Annotated in this window: 16 protein-coding genes; all 16 read right to left on the reverse strand. The window is 40.8% G+C overall.

Annotated elements, in window-relative coordinates; translation table 11 throughout:
* Positions 1-46: 46 nt before the first annotated feature.
* Positions 47-1558, reverse strand: coding sequence for a SpaH/EbpB family LPXTG-anchored major pilin (locus tag ACTQ1L_RS07950; RefSeq protein ID WP_441366436.1), 1512 nt, complete (start codon positions 1556-1558; stop codon positions 47-49).
* 16 nt (positions 1559-1574) lie between these two features.
* Positions 1575-5615 (reverse strand): SpaA isopeptide-forming pilin-related protein, encoded by a 4041-nt coding sequence (locus ACTQ1L_RS07955; protein ID WP_441366438.1) that lies wholly within the window; start codon positions 5613-5615, stop codon positions 1575-1577.
* 155 nt (positions 5616-5770) lie between these two features.
* Complete coding sequence (gene lepB, locus ACTQ1L_RS07960) at positions 5771-7159, reverse strand: signal peptidase I (RefSeq protein WP_441366440.1); 1389 nt, start codon at positions 7157-7159, stop codon at positions 5771-5773.
* Between the two features lie 45 nt (positions 7160-7204).
* Complete coding sequence (locus ACTQ1L_RS07965; protein WP_441366442.1) at positions 7205-7456, reverse strand: hypothetical protein; 252 nt, start codon at positions 7454-7456, stop codon at positions 7205-7207.
* Between the two features lie 158 nt (positions 7457-7614).
* Positions 7615-9012 carry a glycine--tRNA ligase gene (locus tag ACTQ1L_RS07970; protein ID WP_441366443.1) on the reverse strand — a complete coding sequence of 466 codons (1398 nt, stop codon included), beginning with the start codon at positions 9010-9012 and terminating at the stop codon, positions 7615-7617.
* A gap of 103 nt (positions 9013-9115) precedes the next feature.
* A complete protein-coding gene (locus ACTQ1L_RS07975; RefSeq protein WP_441366444.1) occupies positions 9116-9907 on the reverse strand; it encodes a hypothetical protein in 792 nt (263 codons plus the stop codon).
* A 120-nt stretch (positions 9908-10027) separates the two neighbouring features.
* Positions 10028-10756, reverse strand: coding sequence for a DNA repair protein RecO (gene recO / locus ACTQ1L_RS07980; protein WP_441366445.1), 729 nt, complete (start codon positions 10754-10756; stop codon positions 10028-10030).
* 21 nt (positions 10757-10777) lie between these two features.
* Entirely contained in the window at positions 10778-11689 is a 912-nt protein-coding gene (gene era / locus ACTQ1L_RS07985) for a GTPase Era (protein WP_441366447.1), read from the reverse strand.
* 241 nt (positions 11690-11930) lie between these two features.
* Positions 11931-14849 (reverse strand): insulinase family protein, encoded by a 2919-nt coding sequence (locus tag ACTQ1L_RS07990; RefSeq protein ID WP_441366448.1) that lies wholly within the window; start codon positions 14847-14849, stop codon positions 11931-11933.
* A gap of 119 nt (positions 14850-14968) precedes the next feature.
* Positions 14969-15880, reverse strand: a complete 912-nt coding sequence (locus tag ACTQ1L_RS07995) for a mechanosensitive ion channel family protein (RefSeq protein WP_321110181.1) — start codon at positions 15878-15880, stop codon at positions 14969-14971.
* Between the two features lie 159 nt (positions 15881-16039).
* Positions 16040-17203 carry a phosphoglycerate dehydrogenase gene (locus ACTQ1L_RS08000; RefSeq protein WP_012742715.1) on the reverse strand — a complete coding sequence of 388 codons (1164 nt, stop codon included), beginning with the start codon at positions 17201-17203 and terminating at the stop codon, positions 16040-16042.
* The gene (serC, locus tag ACTQ1L_RS08005) at positions 17203-18285 is read right to left on the reverse strand and encodes a 3-phosphoserine/phosphohydroxythreonine transaminase (protein WP_041254065.1); all 1083 of its coding nucleotides are present in this window, start codon (positions 18283-18285) and stop codon (positions 17203-17205) included. The genes ACTQ1L_RS08000 and serC overlap by 1 nt, the downstream gene beginning before the upstream one ends.
* Position 18286: 1 nt before the next feature.
* The gene (gene ilvB, locus ACTQ1L_RS08010) at positions 18287-19975 is read right to left on the reverse strand and encodes a biosynthetic-type acetolactate synthase large subunit (RefSeq protein WP_321110180.1); all 1689 of its coding nucleotides are present in this window, start codon (positions 19973-19975) and stop codon (positions 18287-18289) included.
* 85 nt (positions 19976-20060) lie between these two features.
* Positions 20061-21740: a dihydroxy-acid dehydratase gene (ilvD, locus tag ACTQ1L_RS08015; RefSeq protein WP_012742718.1), complete on the reverse strand. Its 1680-nt coding sequence runs from the start codon at positions 21738-21740 to the stop codon at positions 20061-20063.
* 114 nt (positions 21741-21854) lie between these two features.
* On the reverse strand, positions 21855-22955 hold the full coding sequence (gene leuB / locus ACTQ1L_RS08020; RefSeq protein WP_012742719.1) for a 3-isopropylmalate dehydrogenase: 1101 nt from the start codon (positions 22953-22955) through the stop codon (positions 21855-21857).
* A gap of 210 nt (positions 22956-23165) precedes the next feature.
* Complete coding sequence (gene yajC, locus ACTQ1L_RS08025; protein ID WP_441366451.1) at positions 23166-23477, reverse strand: preprotein translocase subunit YajC; 312 nt, start codon at positions 23475-23477, stop codon at positions 23166-23168.
* Between the last annotated feature and the right edge of the window lie 95 nt (positions 23478-23572).

The raw sequence follows: 23572 nt of genomic DNA on the forward strand, positions 1-23572 counted from the left end.
GTGGCAGCATAATATTTAAAACTAAATAGTGCCGGTCAGATATTAATTATCTAACACGCTTCTTTGTTACAAGAACAATTCCACCACCGAGAACTAAGATAGCACCAATTACGTAGATTGCTACACGTCCGGCACCACCAGTTGAAGGAAGGACTGAGCCCTTTAAGTTCTGTACAGGTGTGCTTAAGCTGCCCTCAGTTTTATTAGGTGTAAGTATAATATTACCGGTCACCTTATCTCCGCTTAATGAATTAAGCTCAGGAGCATCAGACTCAATTGAGTGGTCTGCCTTGATTGTGAATTTAATATCGTTTGCAGTGTTGTAGCCATCAGGAGTCTTTGTCTCCTTAAGTACATAATCACCGTCATCAAGTCCGCTGAATGTGAAGATGTCATTCTTATCACCGGAAATTACCGCTTTGATTTCTTTGTCCTCTAAATTGCCGTTTTTGTCTTTAATCTTTTTATAAAGAGTGAACTCTGCACCATCGAGTGCTTCGTTTTTCTCATCTACCTTGTTGATTACAACCTTGTATGTAAATACGATTACTGTATCTTCCGGAGTCTCACCTTTGTCTCCCTCTCCACCCTTGTTAGGGTTGTTAGAGAACTCAAGCTTAACCTTATTTGGGTTTCCTTCTGAACCGATAACAGCATGCTCATTGAGAGTTGCTTTGTACTCAACTACAATCTTTTCACCGTTTTTAGCTTCAAATCCCTCTTTTAAAATATTGTCACATGTAAAAGTAAGCTTTTTGCTAGCAGCATCATAATTTATTTTAAAGAATTCTTTAACATCCTTGTCACCTAATTTGACAGTAACAGTTTTCTCTTTGAAATCAAGTCCCTGTGAAAGAGTATCATCAAATTTGAGGTAATATGACTTATATGACTCAACATTTGCAGGTAATGTAGCTGTAAGCTGGAATGGAACATCATCTCCGATATCATAATCGGCTGAATCCTGCCATTCTGTTGTATCACCTGTTGTGTCGTTTGTGTCTTTTACTTTCTTCTCAACAGAAGGTACATCTGTCTTTGGTGTGATTGTTGTATCAGCAACGATATTAAGGATATACTCTGTGTAAGCCTCGTCACCTGTTAAAGAGCCATCCTTATCCTTGATAAGATAGTAACCAGGCTCAAGTCCTGTAATCTCAGCTTCTGCATTGTCCTGTGTTACTGAAACAGAACCTGCTACTGTAGCGCTTAAAGCTGATGCAATTTTCTGTGCCTCTGCCTTAAGATCTGAAGAATTTGACTGCATTCCTGAAAGCTTCTCTGCATAAGCTTTTGCATCCTTATTAGGCTCAAGATCTGTCTGTTTGTCTTTCTGGATACCGGTACCCCAGTCAACGTTTGAAAGTGTTGTCTGTGACTTTGAAAGGTCACCCTTTAAAATTTGGTAAGCCTCATAAGTGTGGCCTGCCTTTGCCTCATTAACCTTGATGGTAAATGTGTTTTTTGCGCCTTCGCCCTCAGCAAATACTGTAACGCTCATTGCAAGTGTAAGTATCATTGCAAGAACAAAAGCAATGCTTCTTTTGATTGTTTTCATTTTGCATTCTCCTTTTTTATAATGTTTTTTGTTTTTTATAGAAAAGTGTTATTGTAGCTATTGCTATAAGTACAACTCCACTTAACATATACAACCATCTGTTACCGCTTCCACCTGTTTCAGGAAGCTCATACTCATTGAGCTTATTTGTAATCTCAATAGTACCTGAATCAACAGCCATATCCTTTCCCGGTGCCACATTGACATCAGTCCTCTTAATCTCAGTTCCGTTTGTATCCTTAAATACATAAGAAACATCATAACCCGATACGCTGTTATTTTGGTCTATTCCAACCTCTGTAACATAATACTTATAGGTTTCGTTGGTTATATGACCTATATCATCTGTCTTTGTCTTAGGAAGATCTTTAAATTTATAAGACCAGTTTCCATCTTTGTCTGGTGTCACTTCAACAGCGTCACCATACTTAACATCGTTTCCTGACGAATCCACCTGATGTAACTGTATATAAATACTTCCATCCGTCTTATTTATAGGTCTGTTCTTGGAATCAACCCACTTTTTATCAACAGAAATTTCTGTTGTTGGAATAGTCTCATCACCGATATATACTATATCATAATTGTTTGCCAGACAGGTTCCCGTTAAGCTGTTATTTGGAGCTGTCACAGGATATTTAGCTGTATCCGGCGAACTAAAGTAGAAATAAGTCTTTGCCGGTTCTTCCGGAAGGACATAGCCACCAGGTGCCTTTGTCTCAACAACATAATACTGTGTGTTATATGTCATTGATTTATCAAAATTAATCTCTATCTTGCCGGTTTTATCGGTAACATATTTATTAACATGGACATATCCATCTGATGTTTTCGTAGAATCTGTACTGTTTGGATCATATTTGTAAACATCAAACTCTGCGTTTGGCAATAACTTTCCGTTATTTCCCTCTTCTGTCTTATAAAGAATAAACGAATCATTCTTATATACATAAAACGAAGAATAAGATTTATTGTACTTTAATTCAGTGTGAATCTCTGTTTTACTATTATCAACGCCTTCCAGTGAAGCGGCATTAGATACATCAAATTTAGGTTTTGAATCACCCCACTCCTGTATCAAATCAGCCTTTACACTATAAGTGTATGTCAACATTATAGCTTTTCCATCAGGAACAATAGCATTTATTGTTTTGCTTGAATACTGATAATCATATAATGCTTCTTGTGAATCATATGTCCATTTGCAATCAGATATCACCTCCCCAGGTTTGTATGTTCCATCATCCTGTTTGATAGCCTCTCTGAACTTAACTGTACCAGGCATCAAATCTACCTGCCACCTTGCCGAAGAACCATCATAGGTTACTTTTTGGTACGACAAGACATCTTTTAAATTTAATGTCTTATCAGCACCCAGATATGTCTTGCCCTGCGGGTTTATAAGAACAGTATAATTCAACTTATGTTGATCATTATCCCAGCTTCCGTTTTTGCTTATAACTTTATCTCCTGAATCCGGAATATTTTCACCATCCTGCTTTGGTTTGGATATTATCTGTGTCTGGCTTGATTCACCAATCTTATCATTACTGTCCGATTTAGCTGATGCTGTGTTCCTGTACGCAAGCTCCTTTCCTGCCTCCAGGGTTTCAGCGCTATCAGCCTTACATTTGTAAACAAGGAAAATTGTAGAACCCTCATTCCAGCCATGCACATTTACATCTTTTGGCTTTTCTACAGTTGTAGTTATTATCTCACGACCATTGCTTGTTTCTTTTTTACATGAAGTATTTATTCCTGCAGTAAAGTAAGTTTTGTTGTTTGAATTATCTACCGTGTAGCTCTTGCCATCCAATGTAGGGTATGTAAAACCCTGGTCTGGATTATTATATTGTAACTGTACAGTAACATTTTGTACGCTGATGCCCTCAGGCATATTATCAGTGATTGTATATTTGGTTGCTTTTTTATCCATTGTAACCTTTACAATCCATGTAAGTGTTCCATCATATCCGACATCAGTGGTCTTTACATATGTATCTGCTGTATTATTGTTTCCATCAGTCTTAACAATTGATGATTTAATATCTTTTTTTGTTTTGAAAGATGCATATGCACTAACATCCCAGAAGTTTGCGTTGTTCTTAAATTCAATCTCTCCACCTGCCGAGTAGTCTGCATACGACTTATAATTCAAAGCTACCTTAAATCCATCTTTACTATCATTTGAAGGAACATACTTGTCTTTAAACTCAAACGAAAATCCGGTAAACTTAGTATCCGTTTTGCTATCAAGAGAATTAAAATCATACTCCTGATCGCCGGATTTTACTTTAAATTTATATATCTTATCACCAAAAATGTTTTTTGCCTGATCAAATACATCTTTAACCTGCTGATAGGTCATATAATGAGCCATATTGTCTGAAGTAGTGTTTGTCAGTTCATCAACAAACTTTGCACCTGCATCCGCTCCGGTTGAAGGAATGGTAAATGTTGATTCCCAACTAAGCTCATACCTGTTTTTCTCAGGTTCTTCTTTATTAGCAGTCACTTCCTTTGTAACTTTTATCTCTCCATGAGTTCCCGGAACATGTACTCCAGCCCATTTGTTAAACGATATCTCTTTGTTCTTAAAAACAACCTGATTGCTAACATTCTGGTCATAGCTTTGTGGTGTGACAGGTGTTTCATATGTAATAACATATGTACTGTCATTTTTATTATTATTTATAGCCACAAAACTAATACTGCTAATCCTTTTTTCTTCGTCACGTTGGATTTTAGCGCCTTTCCATTCGGTGTCCTGTTCAGAGGTCATTCTAAAATTCATTGCATCCTTAAGGCAATTATCTGTCAGTACAGCTCCAACAATATCATTTCTTTCTTTATTAACAGTAATTGTCCACTTGACAGTCTGACTGTTTGGGTCGTATGTACCTGTTTTATCAAGATCATCTCTCTTGTATTTAATAATACTGCTTGATGTATCAATAACCTTTTCATTAGATTTCTTATTTATTGATTCACCAGTAACCTTGTTAGATGCTTGTGATTCGTTTCCGCTATCACAAAGAGATGTATCATAATAATACTTGTATTTTATCTGGCAACTTTCACCGGCATTAAGCTTAGGCAATGTTGCTGTAAGATTATAATTATGATTATTATTGTCATTATTCTGGGAAGCCGTAACATTAGCAGTATATTCACCGCCAACCTGCTGTCCGTTCTTAGTTATTGTGTAAGTAAACTTTGATGTATCGACAGACATTTTGCCGGCCTGCAACACATCATTTAAAGTAATAACATCCGGTGTACCTTTTTCAGATGAAACATCAACAACATACTCAGCATATTTGCCATTGTCATCTTTCTTAAGCGTATTATCTGTTGTATTTGACTTTTTAACGGTAATATCATAATTAGCGCTGTGGTTCTTATCCCAATGGATATATTCCTTGCTTATATCTAATGTAGCATCTCCGCCTATCTTAACAACAACATCACCATTGTCCTTAACTTCACTATAGCCGCTTGCGCCAAATGTCGCACCACCTTTAATTTCAGTAGTGTTGCTCTGTATATAATCATCAGCAAATTTAATCAATGCAGAAAATGTGCCATCATTATTTTTTACAAAGCGATAATTACAAAGCTTATTTCCACTTTCGTCTGTATATGTATGCCAGCCATCACAAACCGCATCAGGAATAGATATATCCTGTCCATAAGTCATATAATAATTCTTAATTATATTTCCGCTTTCATCCTTGAACTCACCCTCGCCTATGGCGAAAGACATATCAACCTGATAATTAAATGTCTTTCCATCCCATTCCACTTCAGGCTGATTACCTTCAAGCTTCACCACCGGAGGATTTTTAAGTTTCCCCAGGTTGGTATATGTTTCCTTCTGTCCATCCACCTCGAACTCGTACTTGTTCTGATCTTCTGCAGATGCAGGTTGTATAAGTCTGTACATAGTAATGCTCAGCACGATGACCGCCATAGAAACAACGAATGTAGCAAGCTGTCTACGTCTTTTTACTCTTTTCAGTCGCTCTTTGCCGAGACGTTCCATATCCTTATCCATTCTGCATCCTCCTTTCCTCAAATAATTATATTTGTTTTATTATGTGCTTTTCTCTTTCTTTTGATGACAGTATATCATTTTTCGGTCACACAACGGTCACACGGAAGCACTTTCTCTTTTTTTACCAATAGACACATTCTGTATTCGCGTATATTTTAGTAAATTTTACCAATTTTTGTCAGTGGCCAAAGCCCCAAAGTCACTTTTCCAACCACCTGTTCCTCTGAAATACAGCCTATTGCCGTATTTCTCGAGTCAAGAGACACACTTCTGTTATCTCCCATTACGAAAATTTTCGACTCCGGAACCTGATAAGGCAAATCAATGTTGCAGTCACCCAGTGACTTTTCTTTCAAATACGGTTCGTCTAGAGCAATATCATTTACATACACGGTTCCGTCATCGGAGATATTTACCCAGTCACCCGGCATTGCAATCACTCTCTTAACCAGAATTTTATTATTCAGGTAAAACGCTATGACATCGCCTGTTTTAAAAGCGTTTCCCTTTGATGCCATAAGTATCTGTCCCTCTTCAAGAGTGGGTGACATCGAGGTTCCCGTTACCTGAAGAATCGGAAGCCACAAATTTGCAACAAGAACCGCTATTGCAGCGACAACTAAAAGAGTTCCTACTGTATTAAACAGAGTTCCCGCAAATTTGCTGTTATACTTCACCCTGCGAAGCTCCTGCCTTAATGCTTTGATTCCGAGTTCTTCGCTATATCTGTCATAGTCATCTGTCATTATGCTTCGATAACTGTATTTTTCATTTTCATCATTGTGTTTTTTATCATTATATATTTTATCATCAGATTCTGAATCCGTTTTATCGTCCACATTATCATTTTTCAGTATTTCAAAATCTGCTTTTGCATTCTTTTCACTCTCAAAAGATTCTGCTTTTTCAACAATTTTTGTTTCTAAATCAGTATATTCATCATTGTTAATATTATGTAGTTTATCAGAAACTTCTGTTGACTCATCAAATTTTAAAACATCTTCCTGTTCATATGTATCTGCATATTCATTCGCAGGTTTCTGTCCGGCTGCTTCTATCGAATCAACTGTTTCCGTTGGATCAACTACATCAACAGAATCAATCTCTTCCGCTGGATTAGCCATATCAACAGAATCAGCCATTTCCGTTGTATTATCTGCATTAGTCGAATTAACCTTAATCGCCGAATCAGATGGGGGCATCATCTGGCTCAACAGCATATCAAGTCGGTCTTCGTTGGTCATCGGCTTTGGCTCTGCTTCGTCCTGCTCTGTATCTTTTCCTAAATCTATAATATCAATATCGTTTTTCTGTCCCAAAAATATATAATCATCTATATCGTTTATGTTTGTAACACTGCTTATATCCTCTACCGGAATATTATCAGCAATTGCTTTCTTATTGTATTCAATATCCGACTCGGATTTTGTCGAATTAATGTAGTTAACCGATTTATTCTGTTGTCTTTTTTTCTTATATTCAATATATTTTACTGCTACGCGTGCAAGCGCATATATAACTTTTTTATATATTTTCTCAACCATTTTTATATCCATTTCATAACATTGTTCTATTTGTACCTTACAAAATTACTTTTTAGTAAGATTTTTAGAAACCATCGATATTACGGCTGCAAATTTTTGAATCTCGCTCGTTGCTGATGTCAGCTTTTCTATTGCATCATTTATATCACCGGATTCTGCAACTTCACGCTCCAACGTCGCAATATGCTTTTTTGACTCATCCAGCTCTTTTCTTAAATGTTCAACCTCTTTACTTCTATCTAAAAGCATTTCCAGTAATTCACTTCTGCTTAGTTTCTTTAATTCTTTTGCTTCCATACTTTCACCGCCAACTCTCCCTAAATGCAGACAACCAAAGTGTATAAAATATACCTTCGGTTGTCTTAAATTAACTATATTATAGCAAATTGTCTATACAATTTCAATAGACAATCACACTTTTTATGTGACTTTATTACTATTTTTAATTTTTAACTCTAAAATTCAAATTTCTTTGCAAAATATGCATCAAGCTCATCAATTGCGATACGCTCCTGCTCCATTGTGTCACGGTCACGTACTGTCACGCAATGGTCTTCCTCTGAGTCGAAATCATATGTCACGCAGAATGGTGTTCCGATTTCGTCCTGACGACGATATCTCTTTCCGATTGTTCCTCTGTCGTCATACTCACAGTTGTATGTCTTTGAAAGCTGTGCAAATACCTTCTCAGCACTCTCATTGAGCTTCTTTGACAGTGGAAGAACTCCAATCTTTACAGGTGCAAGTGCTGGATGGAAATGGAATACTGTTCTGACATCCGGTTTCTCCGGTGTACCGATATCCTCTTCGTCATAAGCTGCACAAAGGAAAGCGAGTACTACACGGTCTGCACCGAGTGATGGCTCGATAACGTATGGCAGATATTTCTCATTCTTCTGGTCATCAAAGTATGTAAGATCCTGTCCTGAAACTTCCTGATGACGTCCGAGGTCATAATCTGTACGATCAGCAATGCCCCAAAGCTCGCCCCATCCGAACGGGAATAAGAACTCGATATCTGTAGTTCCCTTTGAATAGAAGGCTAACTCAGCAGGATCATGATCACGCAGTCTTATCTCATCCTCCTTGATTCCAAGGGAAATGAGCCAGTCACGGCAGAAGCCTCTCCAATACTTAAACCACTCAAGATCTGTTCCCGGCTCACAGAAGAACTCAAGCTCCATCTGCTCGAACTCACGTGTTCTGAAGGTGAAGTTACCAGGTGTAATCTCGTTACGGAATGACTTACCAATCTGTCCAATACCGAACGGAATCTTTTTACGGGATGTACGCTGTACATTTTTAAAGTTTACAAAGATACCCTGTGCGGTCTCCGGACGAAGATATACTGTATTCTTAGCATCCTCTGTAACACCCTGGAATGTTTTGAACATGAGGTTGAACTGTCTGATATCTGTGAAATTGTGCTTGCCGCATGATGGACATGGAACATTGTGCTCCTTGATGAAATCTACCATCTGCTCGTTTGTCCAGCCATCAACTGATGTCTCAAGCTCAATACCATTGTCCTGCGCAAAATCCTCGATGATTTTGTCGGCTCTGAATCGCTCGTGGCACTCCTTACAATCCATAAGCGGATCTGAGAAGCCGCCGAGATGTCCTGATGCAACCCATGTCTGAGGATTCATGAGGATGGCACAGTCTACACCTACGTTATAAGGATTCTCCTGGATAAATTTCTTCCACCATGCTCTTTTTACATTGTTTTTAAGCTCTACTCCCAGGTTTCCATAATCCCATGTATTTGCAAGACCTCCGTAAATTTCTGAGCCCGGATATACAAATCCTCTTGCTTTTGCTACCTGTACGATTTTGTCCATGGTCTTTTCCATAATTCTTGTTTCCTCTCTATCTTACTTATGATTTATTTGTATTCGTAACTGAATAGTTACTTGTATTCTTAAATTATAATTAAATAACAATTCACACCTTAATCTACTTATATATAACATATGTGATATATGACACCGGCGCCGAATTGTCCTCCTCACTGTCAAAGTCAAATGTGACCTCGTTGTCTTGCTTGACCGAGTTTAATATATCATCATCACTGACACTACCATCCGCTCCGTTTTCCGTTTCTTCAGTCGCATCGGCTTTTACTGCTTCTGTGCTCTCTGTGACACTCTCTGTCCCTGTGGTTTGCGATGCAAGCAGGCTGTACTTGTCACCAATCGCAACTGTTTTGTCATCTACAAGCTTTACTTTGTCGACAGATGCATATAATATTTTCCCTTTCACATGCAAATTTGAGCTGCCTTCGTAAACAACGACCTTGTAGCCGGTTTCATCCAGAAACTCAGATGATTTACATTTCTTTGCCTTGCCATCATCTATCGCTGCGAAATCGGTCTTGAAATCATATCCGGCTGCCAGAGCCTCCGCAATAGTTCCTGAAAAAAGCTTTGTCCCATTGAAATCAGTGTATTCATCGGTTGACGCATAACTCATGGTAAGAGATGCCTTCTTTTTCTCGACAGTCAGCTTTTTGAGCCTGACCGAACCGTCATTCTTCTTATTGTAGTCGTCTATTGACTTGTCCACATAGCTTTGTAAGTCATCCTGCTTGTATGCAGCTGTATCAAAGTCCTCGACATCTGTAGATACTACACTGCCGTTTTTTGCAACAAACACCGTGCTGTCCTTGGTATAATAATCTGTACCGCACCCGGCAAGCAAACCGCATGTCGCAATAACAGGCAACAGCATTGATAGCTTTTTATTCATAGCTGCCTCCTAAAATATAATCTATGATATTATACCCTTTTGTATATCTGATTTCAAGTATCATATTTTAAAGGGCAACGACATGCATATTATCTATTAATTATTTCATGATTTAATTTATCACAGAAAAGCTGCTGATTTAAAATCATGATGCACATAGATTGAAAGATATTCCTTCATTATGCTTCTCAGCTCCTCAAGCACATCGTCTGACACTGCAAATGTGTACAGCTTCGTGATATCAGCTGAAACAATATACTGCATGGTATAGAGTGTATCGCTTAGTATATGCCTGCCCTGTATCTGCATGCCACAGTTGTCGCAAAACACCCCTCCGCGTCTTGCCGAAAAGACATTAAGTCCTTCCCTCGAATGACAGTGTATACACGAAAACAGCGATGGACCCTCGCCATTTATCGTAATAGCCTTAAGCTCAAAAACAGCCCTGACAAGCTCATTTTTATATGCCGGTGATTCAAGAGCCCTGAGTGATTGATAAAGGAGCTTTAACATATCCTTCTCGTCATTGTTCTCCTGACAAAAATATCCGCAGAACTCCAGAAAGTAAAACCCGGTGTATACTGCTTCCAAATCCTGTGTCAGCTCCCTGAAATAGTTGCTGATTGTGACCTTTGAAAGAGAATATGCGCTTTTACCCTCAAACAGCTCAAACTCACCGAACGAAAATGGATTGCTTCCTGCCATAAGCTGGCTGTTTGGACGTCTTGCGCCCCTTGCAAAGGCTGTGATTTTCCCTCGTTCCTTTGTGAGAATCGTTATTCTTTTGTCAAAATCCCCTACCGGCATGGCTGAAAGCACCATACCGGTCAACACTACACTCTGTGACATCTTAATCTTACTTTCAAAATACTATTCTTCCTCTTTGTATCCAAAGTTCTTGATGAGGAAGTCGCTGTCTCTCCAATCCTTCTTTACCTTGACCCATAGCTTCAGATTCACCTTACAGTCAAGCAGTCTTTCCATCTCATAGCGCGCATTGGTGCCGATTTTTTTGAGCATGCTGCCCTGCTTTCCTATAATGATTCCCTTATGGGAGTCTCTCTCGCATACAATTGTGGCATCCATATCTATAATAGAACCACTCTTTGTCTTTCTTGTCTTCATGCGGTCAATTCCTACTGCAATGCCATGCGGCACCTCGTCATTTAGAGCATGGAGCGCTTTTTCCCTGATAATCTCAGCACAGATTGCACGCTCCGGCTGATCTGTGATGGTGTCCTCATCATAGAACTGTGGGCCATAAGGCAAATACTTAAATATAGAATTAATAACATCATCCATATTCTGCCCTCTTAAGGCTGACGTAGGAATAATCTCTGCAAAGTCGTATACCTTGCGGTAGGTGTCTATATACTCAAGCACCTTTTCCTTTTCCACTGTATCTACCTTGTTGATAATCAATATAACAGGTGTATTAACCTTTTTAAGCTGCTCTATGATATGCTGCTCTCCCGCTCCGATAAAGTTGGTCGGTTCCACAAGCCACAGCACAACATCCACTTCATTTAATGTCTTTTCCGCCACATTGACCATATACTCGCCCAGCTTGTTTTTGGCCTTGTGTATGCCCGGAGTATCAAGGAACACTATCTGTCCCTTTTCCATATCCGTGTATACTGTCTGGATGCGGTTTCTTGTGGTCTGAGGCTTGTTTGAGGTGATGGCAATTTTCTGACCGATAAGCCTGTTCATCAGTGTTGACTTGCCCACGTTTGGTCTACCGATTATTGTAACAAAACCCGATTTGAAATTCTGTATCATTTTTCCTCCTATGTGAATCTGTATTTATAAGGATATGAGGGTCAAAAGGTATTTTGCCCCTCATTTATGATTAATCAGATTACTACATGCTACGCATTCCCGTAATCTGACTCCACCTCGAAATCCGCTAATTTGCTGCATTTGGGCAGCAAATTGCTACTTTCTCGGTGTAGTGCGGGTCACTAAGGTATACATCGAATTGCATGCAAGCATGCATCGATGATACCTTGTGACCCTTTAATCATATAAGCTTTTCAACATTCTCAAAGAGCCCTGCCGACTCTTTAATCATATTTTCATTGCCGATGACACATATACTGTCCTTCTTAAGCACTGCCTCTACAAGGTCTGCAAGCCTTCTGATATCCTCTGGCTGTGCATTTAGTATCTCATTTCTCTCCTTTTGAATCTGCTCGTAGGTAATACCCTCGAGATATGCAGACAGTGATCTGCTTCCCTTTGCTTCCGGATTCATAGGCGTATCAAGTGCACTGAAGGTACCGATAATATACTTGGTCATATCCCTCTCATCAGGTGAAAAGCTCTTTATATACTCAGGTATCCTGTCATAGACATCAAGTGTGTCTGAAAGGTTAGGGTCTCTATATGAGACAAAGTAGCTCTCTCCGCTTCTAAGGAATGTATTCATGCAGCCGTAAGCACCACCCTTTACCCTGACATTTATCCAGAGATAATCATAGCTTAAGATGATACGCAGCAGTCTCAGTGCCCCGGTGTATTCATAGCCCTCACAGATGAAATCACCGGTCTTTGCCACATACTGTATCTGTGATGCATCGATAAATGCTTCCTTTGCTGTGTTAAAATGAACCTCAGCCTGATTGCCTACAGCGCTCATTTTATTAAATCCAGCTATAACTTTTTCCAACGAAGGCTTTGCATTGCCGTAAGCCTCGTTATTTCCGGTAAAGCTGATAAGCATTCTGTTTCTTGCAAACAGCTTTTTGGCAATTGCAGCAAGCTTATCTGACACACTCTTTGGTGACTCTAAAAGTTCCTTTTCTATGCGGCATATAGAGCGGTAAAAAGCAACTCCCTTTAGCTCGTCCTGATAAAGTGCGTAGCGCGAGAAGCTCGACATGCTTCGCATAGCTGCAACCAAATGACCGGAACTGCTAAGGTTAGCCTGAAGCCTTGCCTTAATCTGCGCTACAAGCTCACCCAATCTCTTTGTATCTGTAAAATCCGATCTAAGAAGCATCTGCTCCATAAGCTCAAGTGCCTTGTCGAGATTTTTCTCCAACACTTTAAGCTTCACCTCAAATTTAAACACGAAATTATTTCTATCCTTAATATCCGGGTGACTTGCAGTACCTGTGCTGATTCCGCCGGTATATATGTTGGTAGCATTGGCTAAATCGGTATAGCTGTACTTTTCGGTGCTCACCAGCCCGAGTGCGTTTGTGAAGAAGCCAAGATAGCCAAGCTCACTCTGGGCAAAATCACCTGCATCAAATAAAAATGATATATAATCAATGCCGTTTGACTCTATGTCATGACGCACAACCTTTACATCCAAAAGCTCATCCTCAATGTTTGAAAAAGGCATAGCATTTTTTTTCATATCCGCTCTTGTAAGCATCGGAAGCTTGCGCAAATCCTCATCTGACGAAGGCTCCTCCTGGTATTTCTTTAAATGCTCTGTATCCTCAATCAGCTTTTTAATCTCTTCATCTGAAAGAGATGCCTTGTAATCGGAAAGCTCCTTTGCCAAAGCCTCCTCCCTCTCATTGCCAAGTCCACGCTTCGGCTTTACAGTAACAGATGAACCATGGGTATTGTCAAGCAGATACTCCTGTATAAGCTTTTCAAAATAATCCGTATCTACAGCCTTTCGAAGCTTAGCAAAGGTACCAAGACACTCCAGATGTATAAAAGGCTTCATATCATCAAACAGCCAGCTGTCTAAGCAGTTTAATCCAAAAAGAAGTCCCTTAGGGAACTGTCCAAAGTCAGCCTCCCTGAATTTGAACTCGCTGCTGTTGATTCCCGCAAGCAATGCTTCTTTATTAATTCCTGTTTTAACAATCTCTTTAAGAGTGTTCTCTATAATGCTTTCAAACTCATCTGCCTGTGATGCATTGGCATTTTTTGCCACAAACGAGAACACCGGCTGCAAAATCCCCGCATCGTATGAGCCATACACATCATCACCGATTCCCGCATCTATCAATGCCTGCTTCACAGGTGCTCCCGGTGAGCTGACAAGTGCATAGTCAAGCACATCAAATGCCTGATAGAGCATATCATCAAGCGTATCTCCTACTACACGGTTATAAGATAGATAAGTCTTATTTTCCTGTGTATCATCCATGGTAATTGAATACTGTGCCTCAACATTCTTTATTTCATCAAATGCAGGCTGTTTATTAATTTCTGAATTAACTTTTTTATAATCATACAGACTCAGATATTCCTTATCCAGCCACTCAAGTCTCTCGACAACATCCATATCACCATACAGATAAATGTATGAATTGGATGGATGATAATACTTGTGATAGAAGTCCAGATATGCTTCATACGTAAGCTTAGGAATATACTCCGGATTACCACCAGAATCCTTGCTGTAGGTATTGTCAGGGAAAAGCGAGCGGTAAATCTGGCTTGAAAGCACCTCATCCGGCGATGAGTATGCTCCCTTCATCTCATTGTACACAACTCCGTTTATCTTAAGCTCATCATCCTTGCCTGTAAGCTCGTAGTGCCAGCCCTCCTGCTTGAAAATCTCCTCGTACTTTGTGATATTCGGATTAAACACTGCATCCAGATACACATCCATGAGATTCTTAAAATCCTGATCATTGCAGCTGGCAACAGGATAAACTGTCTTGTCTGGGTATGTCATGGCATTTAAAAATGTATTGAGCGAGCCCTTTGCCAGCTCAATGAAGGGATCCTTTACCGGGAACTTCTTTGAACCGCAGAGTGTGGTATGCTCAATAATATGCGGTACACCCGTCTCATCCTCCGGCGGAGTCCTGAAGCCTATATAAAAGACCTTGTTATCATCATTATTTGATAAAATGGCAATCCTTGCACCACTTTTTTTGTGTCTCAGAATGAATCCGTCCGACTGGACATCCTCCACTCTGTGCTCATCTAAAATCTCGTATTCAGCCAAATCGTGAATTGTCATCAATTATTCCTCCTAAAATGCGATGATGATAGTATACCACATTTTTACATATTATAGTTAAATTATAAGTATATTTACCACAAAAAATCTGTTAAAGTAATATTCTGCATCATCCGGCTTTAAAAGTCAGAGTCTATGCTCCTCTTCTGAATATTAACATCCATCTGTGGAAACGGAATTTCGATGTTATTTTTATCAAATGCTGTTTTAATTTCTTCTGTAAGCTGCCATTTTGTGTTCCAGTAGTCCTCGTTCTTCACCCAGATTCTCGCACCGAGCTCTATTGCCGAATCCTGCAGCTCACTCACAAACACATTGCTCGGCTCATCGTGAAGCATCGTATCTGCTGATGTAACAACAGATTCCAGCACACTCTTTGCAAATGCTAAATCTGTGCTGTAGGATACTGTTACTCTCAAATCAAGCATCCTCTTATCCATCATAGATACATTTGTGATACACGAATCAGCAAGCTTTCCGTTTGGTATCATAACCATCTTGTTATCTATTGTCAAAAGCCTTGTATAAAACAGATTTATATCCTTTACAGTGCCCTCTGTACCACTTGAACCGTCAACTATGTAATCGCCCACGCCAAACGGCTTCATCAAAAGGATAAGCACGCCTCCTGCAAAATTCGACAGGCTGCCCTGCAATGCCATACCTACAGTAAGTCCGGCAGAGCCAAGAACCGCTATAACAGAGCCGGTCGCCACTCCAAAGCCCGAAAGCAGCGCCATGACAAGAATAAAATACAAAAAGTATTTAATCAGATTGGCAAGAAATGATGCCACTGCAGCGTCCATTCTGCTTTTATCAAATCCTTTTTTAATTATTTTCACAACTGATTTAATAACCTTAATACCAATAAGCAGTATCACAATCGCAACAACAAGCTGCACGAGAAAGCTTATAAGCGATGGCATATATTTCTCCAGATACGTCTTTACAATGCCAGGGTTTTCAATAACCTGCTGTACCTCGGTGTTTACAACCGGCACTGATACTTCACCAAGAATTTGTCTAATCATACAATCTCCTATATATCTCTTATATCTCTCTTATATCTCTTATATCTCTTATATCTCTTATATTTCTTATATATTTTCTATATTTGTTATTTCCTTATAACCCACTAAATCCCCCATATAAAATATGGGGGATCAGTATTTAAATCAAATATTAATTCACTATTTAATAACTCTCACTCTGAGCACTCCGTCAATGGCAGAAAGCTTCTCAACGGTAGAAGCATCAATAGCTGAATCAAGATCAAGAAGTGAATATGCATAATCACCCTTGCCCTTGTTTGTCAGATCAGATACATTGATATCAGCCTCTGCAAGAGCTGTTGTAATCTGTCCAATCATACCCTTAACATTCTTGTGAAGGATTCCGACTCTGCCTGAAGCTGTGCATGCACCCATGCTGCAGTCAGGGAAGTTGACTGAGTGAACGATATTACCATTCTCTAAGTAATCTCTCAGCTCCTTGACAGCCATAACTGCACAATTGTCCTCTGACTCTGCTGTAGATGCTCCAAGATGAGGTGTTACGATGCAGCCCTTTGCTCCAACAGTTGTGTTGTTAGGGAAATCTGAAACATACTTCTTAACCTTTCCCTTGGCAAGTGCATCTACCATAGCCTCTTCGTCAACGAGAAGATCTCTGGCAAAGTTTAATACGATAGCGGTTGGCTTCATCATTGCAATAGCATCAGCGTTTACCATCTTCTTTGTTGAATCAAGAAGAGGTACATGGATTGTGATGAAATCACAGTTCTTGTAGATGTCCTCAACATTGCTGATATGCTTAACGCTTCTTGAAAGGTTCCATGCAGCATTTACTGAGATGTATGGATCATATCCGTAAACATCCATGCCCATATGTACTGCAGCATTTGCAACAAGTACACCGATGGCTCCCAGTCCGATAACACCGAGCTTCTTGCCTGAAATCTCTGTTCCTGCAAAGTTCTTTTTCTGCTTCTCGGCTGTCTTTGCAATATTCTCATCGTTCTGGTTTGCAAGACACCAGTCGATACCTCCAACGATATCTCTTGATGCATAAAGCATTCCGGCAAACACAAGCTCCTTAACACCGTTTGCATTGGCTCCCGGTGTGTTGAATACAACGATTCCCTGCTCGGCACACTTGTCAAGCGGAATATTGTTTACTCCTGCTCCTGCTCTTGCCACAGCAAGCACCTTGTCACCAAGCTCCATGTCATGCATAGCGGCACTTCTTACAAGTGCTGCATCTGCATCCTTAATATCATCAACCTTTTTATAATCGTCAGAGAACAGATCAAGGCCTACTCCTGCGATTGGGTTTAAGCATGTGTAATTAAACATTATGCATTCTCCTCCTCAAACTTCTTCATAAACTCTACAAGCTTCTCAACACCCTCTTTTGGCATAGCATTGTAGATAGATGCTCTCATTCCGCCAACTGTACGGTGTCCCTTAAGGTTTACAAATCCGGCTGCAGTTGCCTCCTTTACAAACTTGGCATCAAGCTCTGCATCTCCTGTTACAAACGGAACATTCATGAGTGATCTGTCTTCTTTTCTTACTGTTCCCTTAAAGAGCTTGCTCTGATCAAGGAAATCGTAGAGAATCTTGGCCTTCTCCTCATTTCTCTCTTTCATAACTGAAAGACCGCCCATCTTCTTGAGCCATTTGAATACCTTGCCACAGATATAGATGCCGTAGCATGGTGGTGTATTGTAAAGAGAATCATTATCGGCCTGAGTCTTCCACTTGAGCATGGTTGGTGTGCCCGGTAGACAATCATCTGTGATAAGGTCCTCTCTGATAATTGCTATAACTACTCCGGCAGGTCCTACATTCTTCTGTACTCCGCCATAGATAACAGCATATTTTGATACATCTACAGGCTCTGATAAGAAGCATGAAGATACATCAGCTACAAGGTTCTTTCCCTTTGTGTTTGGAAGCTTCTTGTACTTTGTTCCGTAGATAGTATTGTTCTCGCAGATGTATACATAATCCATATCATCTGTGATTGGTAAATCTGAGCAGTCAGGTATGTATGAGAAGGTCTCATCTGCAGACGAAGCAAGCTCTACGGCATCTCCGTAAATCTTAGCCTCGGCAAACGCCTTTTTAGCCCACTGACCTGTGATAATGTATCCTGCTTTTTTATTTTTCATAAGGTTCATCGGTACCTCAGCGAAGAACTGTGAAGCACCACCCTGAAGGAAAAGCACCTTGTAATTGTCAGGTATATTCATAAGCTCGCGGAGATCCTTCTCGGCATCCTTGATGATGTCATCAAACCATTTAGATCTATGGCTCATCTCCATAACCGACATTCCGCTTCCCTTATAATCCATCATCTCTGCTGCTGCTTCCTGCAATACCTCCTCAGGTAAAACTGCAGGTCCTGCTGAAAAATTGTAAACTCTACTCACTCTAATTTCCTCCTTGTGTCGCATTGTAGTCCTCTTCATCGAAAGACTCGTCGATAGGCTTGCCCGGTGCAACCATAGGCCATACCTTGTCATCTGAATCAATGATACAATCGATGACAAACGGTGTCTTGCTCTTTAAGGCATCTGCAAATGCTTTTTCAAATTCTTCCTGGGTCTTAACACGTCGTGCGGTGGCTCCCATTGCTTCTGAAAGCTTTACATAATCCACCCCATCATCGAGTACGGTTGCCGAGTAATGCTTCTCGTAAAAAAGAGTCTGCCACTGGCGTACCATTCCAAGTACATGGTTGTTTATTATAACCTCGATAAGAGGAAGCTTTTCTCTTGAAGCTGTTGCAAGCTCGTTCATGTTCATTCTGAAGCATCCGTCACCTGCAATATTGACTACAGTCCTGTCAGGATTAGCTGTCTGGGCACCGATTGCAGCACCGAGACCGTATCCCATGGTACCAAGACCTCCTGATGTAAGAAGAGTTCTCGGCTTACTGTATTTGTAATACTGGGCTGCCCACATCTGATGCTGACCGACCTCAGTAACCATTATAGCATTTCCTTTTGTCATTTCATAGATTTTTTCAATAACAAATGGTCCGCTAAGTCCCTCTTTGTGATATGTAAGAGGAAAAGTCTTTGCATATGCAAGCACATGCTCAACCCATGAATTGTGGTCAAGCTGTGTGAGCTTTTTGTTGATGCGTGTAAGTATTTCCTTCACATCGCCTATAACACTCGATGTAACACGGATATTTTTATTAATCTCTGCTGCGTCTACATCAAACTGTAATATCTTGGCCTGGTCTGCAAACTTTTTAGGATTGCCAAGCACTCTGTCCGAAAAACGTGTACCAATCGCAATCAAAAGGTCGCACTCTGAAACTCCAAGGTTTGAGGTCTTTGTGCCATGCATACCAAGCATGCCTGTGTAGTTATCACTTGTACCATCATATGCACCCTTGCCCATGAGCGTATCGCAAACAGGTGCATTCACCTTGTCTACAAATTCCTTAAGCTCTTTGCTTGCTCCGGAGAGAACCACTCCGCCTCCTACAAATATATATGGCTTTTTGGATGCTTTTATGAGTTCAATTGCATTATCAATGTCACTGTCTGTAATTGTTTCTGTCTCACGCTCAGGAAGCTTGATTTCCTGTTTGGTGTACTCTACCAGATCTGCCGTAACATTCTTTGGAATATCCACAAGTACAGGACCCGGTCTGCCTTTTCTTGCTATATTGAAGGCTCTGCGTATTGTATCTGCAAGCTTCTCTACATCCTTTACAATAAAGCTGTATTTGGTTACAGGCGTTGTAATTCCGGCAATATCTATCTCCTGAAAGCTGTCCTTTCCAAGTAACGAGACTCCGACATTACATGTGATTGCGACGATTGGAATCGAATCCATGTATGCTGTCGAAATTCCTGTGACCAGATTTGTCGCACCCGGTCCGCTTGTAGCCAGACAGACGCCAACCTTTCCGGTGCTTCTCGCATAGCCGTCGGCCGCATGGCTCGCTCCCTGCTCATGGGAGGTCAGCACATGCTTAATCTCCGGATGCTTGTAGAGCTCGTCATAGACATTAAGGATGGCTCCTCCCGGATAACCGAATACTGTGTCAACACCCTGTTCTTTTAAGCATTCTATAATAACCTGTGATCCTGTTAACTGCATCTTGTATTCCTCTTTTTCTTATACGAATCCTTTACGATAATAGGTAAAAGCCTTATTCGTACTGAATTTTCTATCAAAATTTATACTACGCGTTCTGCTCGCCCGGAAGTGCAAGGATGGCACCTCTGTTTCCTGATGTAACAAGCGCTGCGTATCTCTTCAAATAGCCTGTTGTAACCTTCGGCTCCCTTGGCTGCCACTTTGCCTTACGCTCAGCAAGCACCTCGTCTGACACATCGAGCTCAAGCTTCATGTTTGGAATATCAATCTTTATGATATCTCCCTCTTCAACCAGGGCAATCGGTCCGCCTACTGCGGCCTCAGGTGAAACATGACCTATTGAAGCTCCTCTTGAAGCTCCTGAAAAACGTCCGTCTGTGATGAGTGCTACAGAGCTTCCAAGTCCCATTCCGGCAATAGCGGATGTAGGGTTAAGCATCTCTCTCATTCCAGGGCCGCCCTTTGGTCCCTCGTATCTGATGACAACCACATCACCCTCTACGATCTTGCCGCCCTTTATTGCTGCAATTGCATCCTCCTCGCAGTCAAATACTCTTGCAGGGCCTTCATGAACCATCATCTCATCGACAACTGCTGAACGCTTTACTACAGAGCCGTCCGGAGCCAGATTTCCTTTAAGCACTGCAAGTCCTCCTGTCTTTGAATATGGATTGTCTACCGGTCTGATGACCTCAGGGTCTCTATTGACTGCATTCTTTATATTCTCTCCAACTGTCTTTCCTGTAACAGTCATACAATCTGTATTTAAAAGTCCGATATCAGCAAGCTCTTTCATGACAGCCCACACACCACCAGCCTCGTTTAAGTCCTCCATATATGTAGGGCCTGCCGGGGCAAGGTGGCAGAGATTTGGTGTCCTCTCACTGATTGGATTTGCAAAGCTGATATCAAAATCAAAGCCTATCTCATGAGCGATAGCCGGAAGATGAAGCATAGAGTTTGTAGAGCAGCCGAGGGCCATATCGACTGTGAGTGCGTTCATTATTGCATCCTTTGTGATGATATCTCTCGCCTTGATGCCCTTGTTGTACATATCCATAACAGCCATTCCGGCATGCTTTGCAAGACGTATACGCTCTGAATATACAGCAGGTATTGTTCCGTTTCCGCGAAGTCCCATACCAAGTGCCTCTGTAAGACAGTTCATAGAGTTGGCTGTGTACATTCCCGAGCATGAACCGCAGGTAGGACATACCTTGTTCTCATACTCACATACATCATCCTCAGTCATAGTACCAGCAGCGTATGAGCCGACAGCCTCAAACATAGATGAAAGGCTTCTCTTTCTGCCCTTTACGTGGCCTGCGAGCATTGGTCCGCCTGATACAAATACTGTAGGCAGATTAAGACGTGCAGCCGCCATCAGAAGTCCCGGCACGTTCTTGTCACAGTTTGGAACCATTACAAGTGCATCAAACTGATGAGCGATTGCCATACACTCTGTAGAATCAGCAATCAGATCTCTTGTGACAAGGGAATATTTCATACCCACATGTCCCATTGCAATACCATCGCAGACTGCGATTGCAGGAAATACTACAGGCACTCCTCCTGCCTCTGCAACTCCAAGCTTTACAGCCTCAACGATTTTGTCTATATTCATATGGCCCGGAACAATCTCATTGAATGAGCTTACGATTCCGACCATAGGCTTTTTCATTTCCTCCGGTGTAAAACCAAGAGCATTAAATAAACTTCTTGCCGGTGCCTGCTGCATTCCGGCTCTTGCGTTATCACTTATCATATTTTATCTCCTTATTTATCTCCGACTATTTCTTTGAGTACTTCATCATTACTACTGTATACACAACAATCTGCATATCTATAACCTGTTAGCTGTCCATTATAAGTCATGCAGCTACACACGTTCTGCGATGAGATCCCCCATCTGTGCTGTACCTACCTGTGTGATACCCTCTGTAGTCTCACCCGGCTGTGGCATGATGTCGATTGTCCTGTAGCCCTCCTTAAGCACCTGCTTTACAGCATCCTCGATTGCCTGTGCTTCCTTGTCCAGATCAAATGAATAGCGAAGCATCATGGCTGCTGAAAGGATTGTTGCGATAGGATTTGCAATACCCTTTCCTGCGATATCAGGAGCAGATCCGCCACTTGGCTCGTAAAGTCCGAACTTTGTATCGTTAAGACTTGCTGATGAAAGCATACCGATTGAGCCTGTCACCATACTTGCTTCATCTGATAAAATATCGCCAAACATATTCTCTGTGAGAATAACATCAAACTGCTTAGGATCCTTTACAAGCTGCATTGCACAGTTATCAACAAGCATATGCTCGTATGTAACCTCCGGATAATCCTTAGCGACCTCCTCGACGATCTTTCTCCATAATCTGGAAGAATCAAGCACATTTGCCTTGTCTACGGATGTGACCTTTTTTCTTCTCTTCATGGCTATATCAAAGCCTCGCTTTGCGATTCTTCTGATTTCATTCTCATTGTATGTCAGTGTATCTGTGGCCGTAACAACTCCGTCCACCTCTTTTGTCTCTCTGGCTCCGAAGTACAGACCTCCTGTAAGCTCACGCATAATCATCATATCAAAGCCGTCTCCGATGATATCAGCTCTGAGTGGGCATGCTGCAGCAAGCTCCTTGTACAGGTACGCCGGTCTAAGATTTGCAAACAGATTGAGCGACTTTCTAAGCTTTAAAAGTCCTGCCTCCGGACGAAGCTCAGGGGCCAGCTTGTACCATGGTGATGTGGCTGTGTTGCCACCGATTGAACCCATAAGCACCGCATCTGAATCAAGCGCAGTCGCAATAGCCTCATCTGTAAGAGGAACACCTGTAGCATCAATTGAGCAGCCACCCATAAGGATGTCTGTGTAGTTGAAGCTGTGTCCATACTTGTCTGCTATTTTGTCCAATACCTTTTTTGCCTCAGTGACTATCTCCGGTCCGATTCCGTCTCCGGAAATTACACCAACTTTATATTCCATAATTTCTTACCTCTTTTACATAAAATACATATTCTTATATTAAAGCATTAAAGTACTTATTTCAATATGCCGGGATATTTTACTTTTTCATGCAATTTATAACTGCAGCTTATAATAACTGCATACTATAATAACAGTTTTTTATTATTATTGCAAGAGATGGGGATAATAAGAAAACCGCCACTTATGTGACGGCTTTACAAATCTGTATTATTTAGCTGAATCCTCTGCTTTCTCAAGGTCAGCGATAGCTGCCTTCTGCATTGGAATACGGCAGTTCTTGTTGTTACCAAACTCAACGATTACAGTATCGTCCTCGATATCGATAACTGTACCGTAAAATCCACTTGTTGTAAGAACTGTGTCTCCTGTTGCAACTTCATTAAGCATAAGCTCCTTTTTCTTCTGCTCCTTCTTCTGTGGACGGATCATAAGAAAATACATAACTGCGAAAAGTACTACTAACCAGACAATCATTCCAATTGTTCCTCCTGCCTGACCGTTTGCTAAAATTGATGTCATCAATTGTTCCTCCTAAATATTCTATAATTGATGTGTTCTAAGCACTATTACCATAATACACGTTAAACGTGCTAACGGCAAGGATTTTTTATCAT

Source organism: Agathobacter sp. LCP21S3_B2, assembly GCF_052118705.1.
In the GTDB taxonomy this organism is placed as follows: Bacteria; Bacillota; Clostridia; order Lachnospirales; family Lachnospiraceae; genus Roseburia.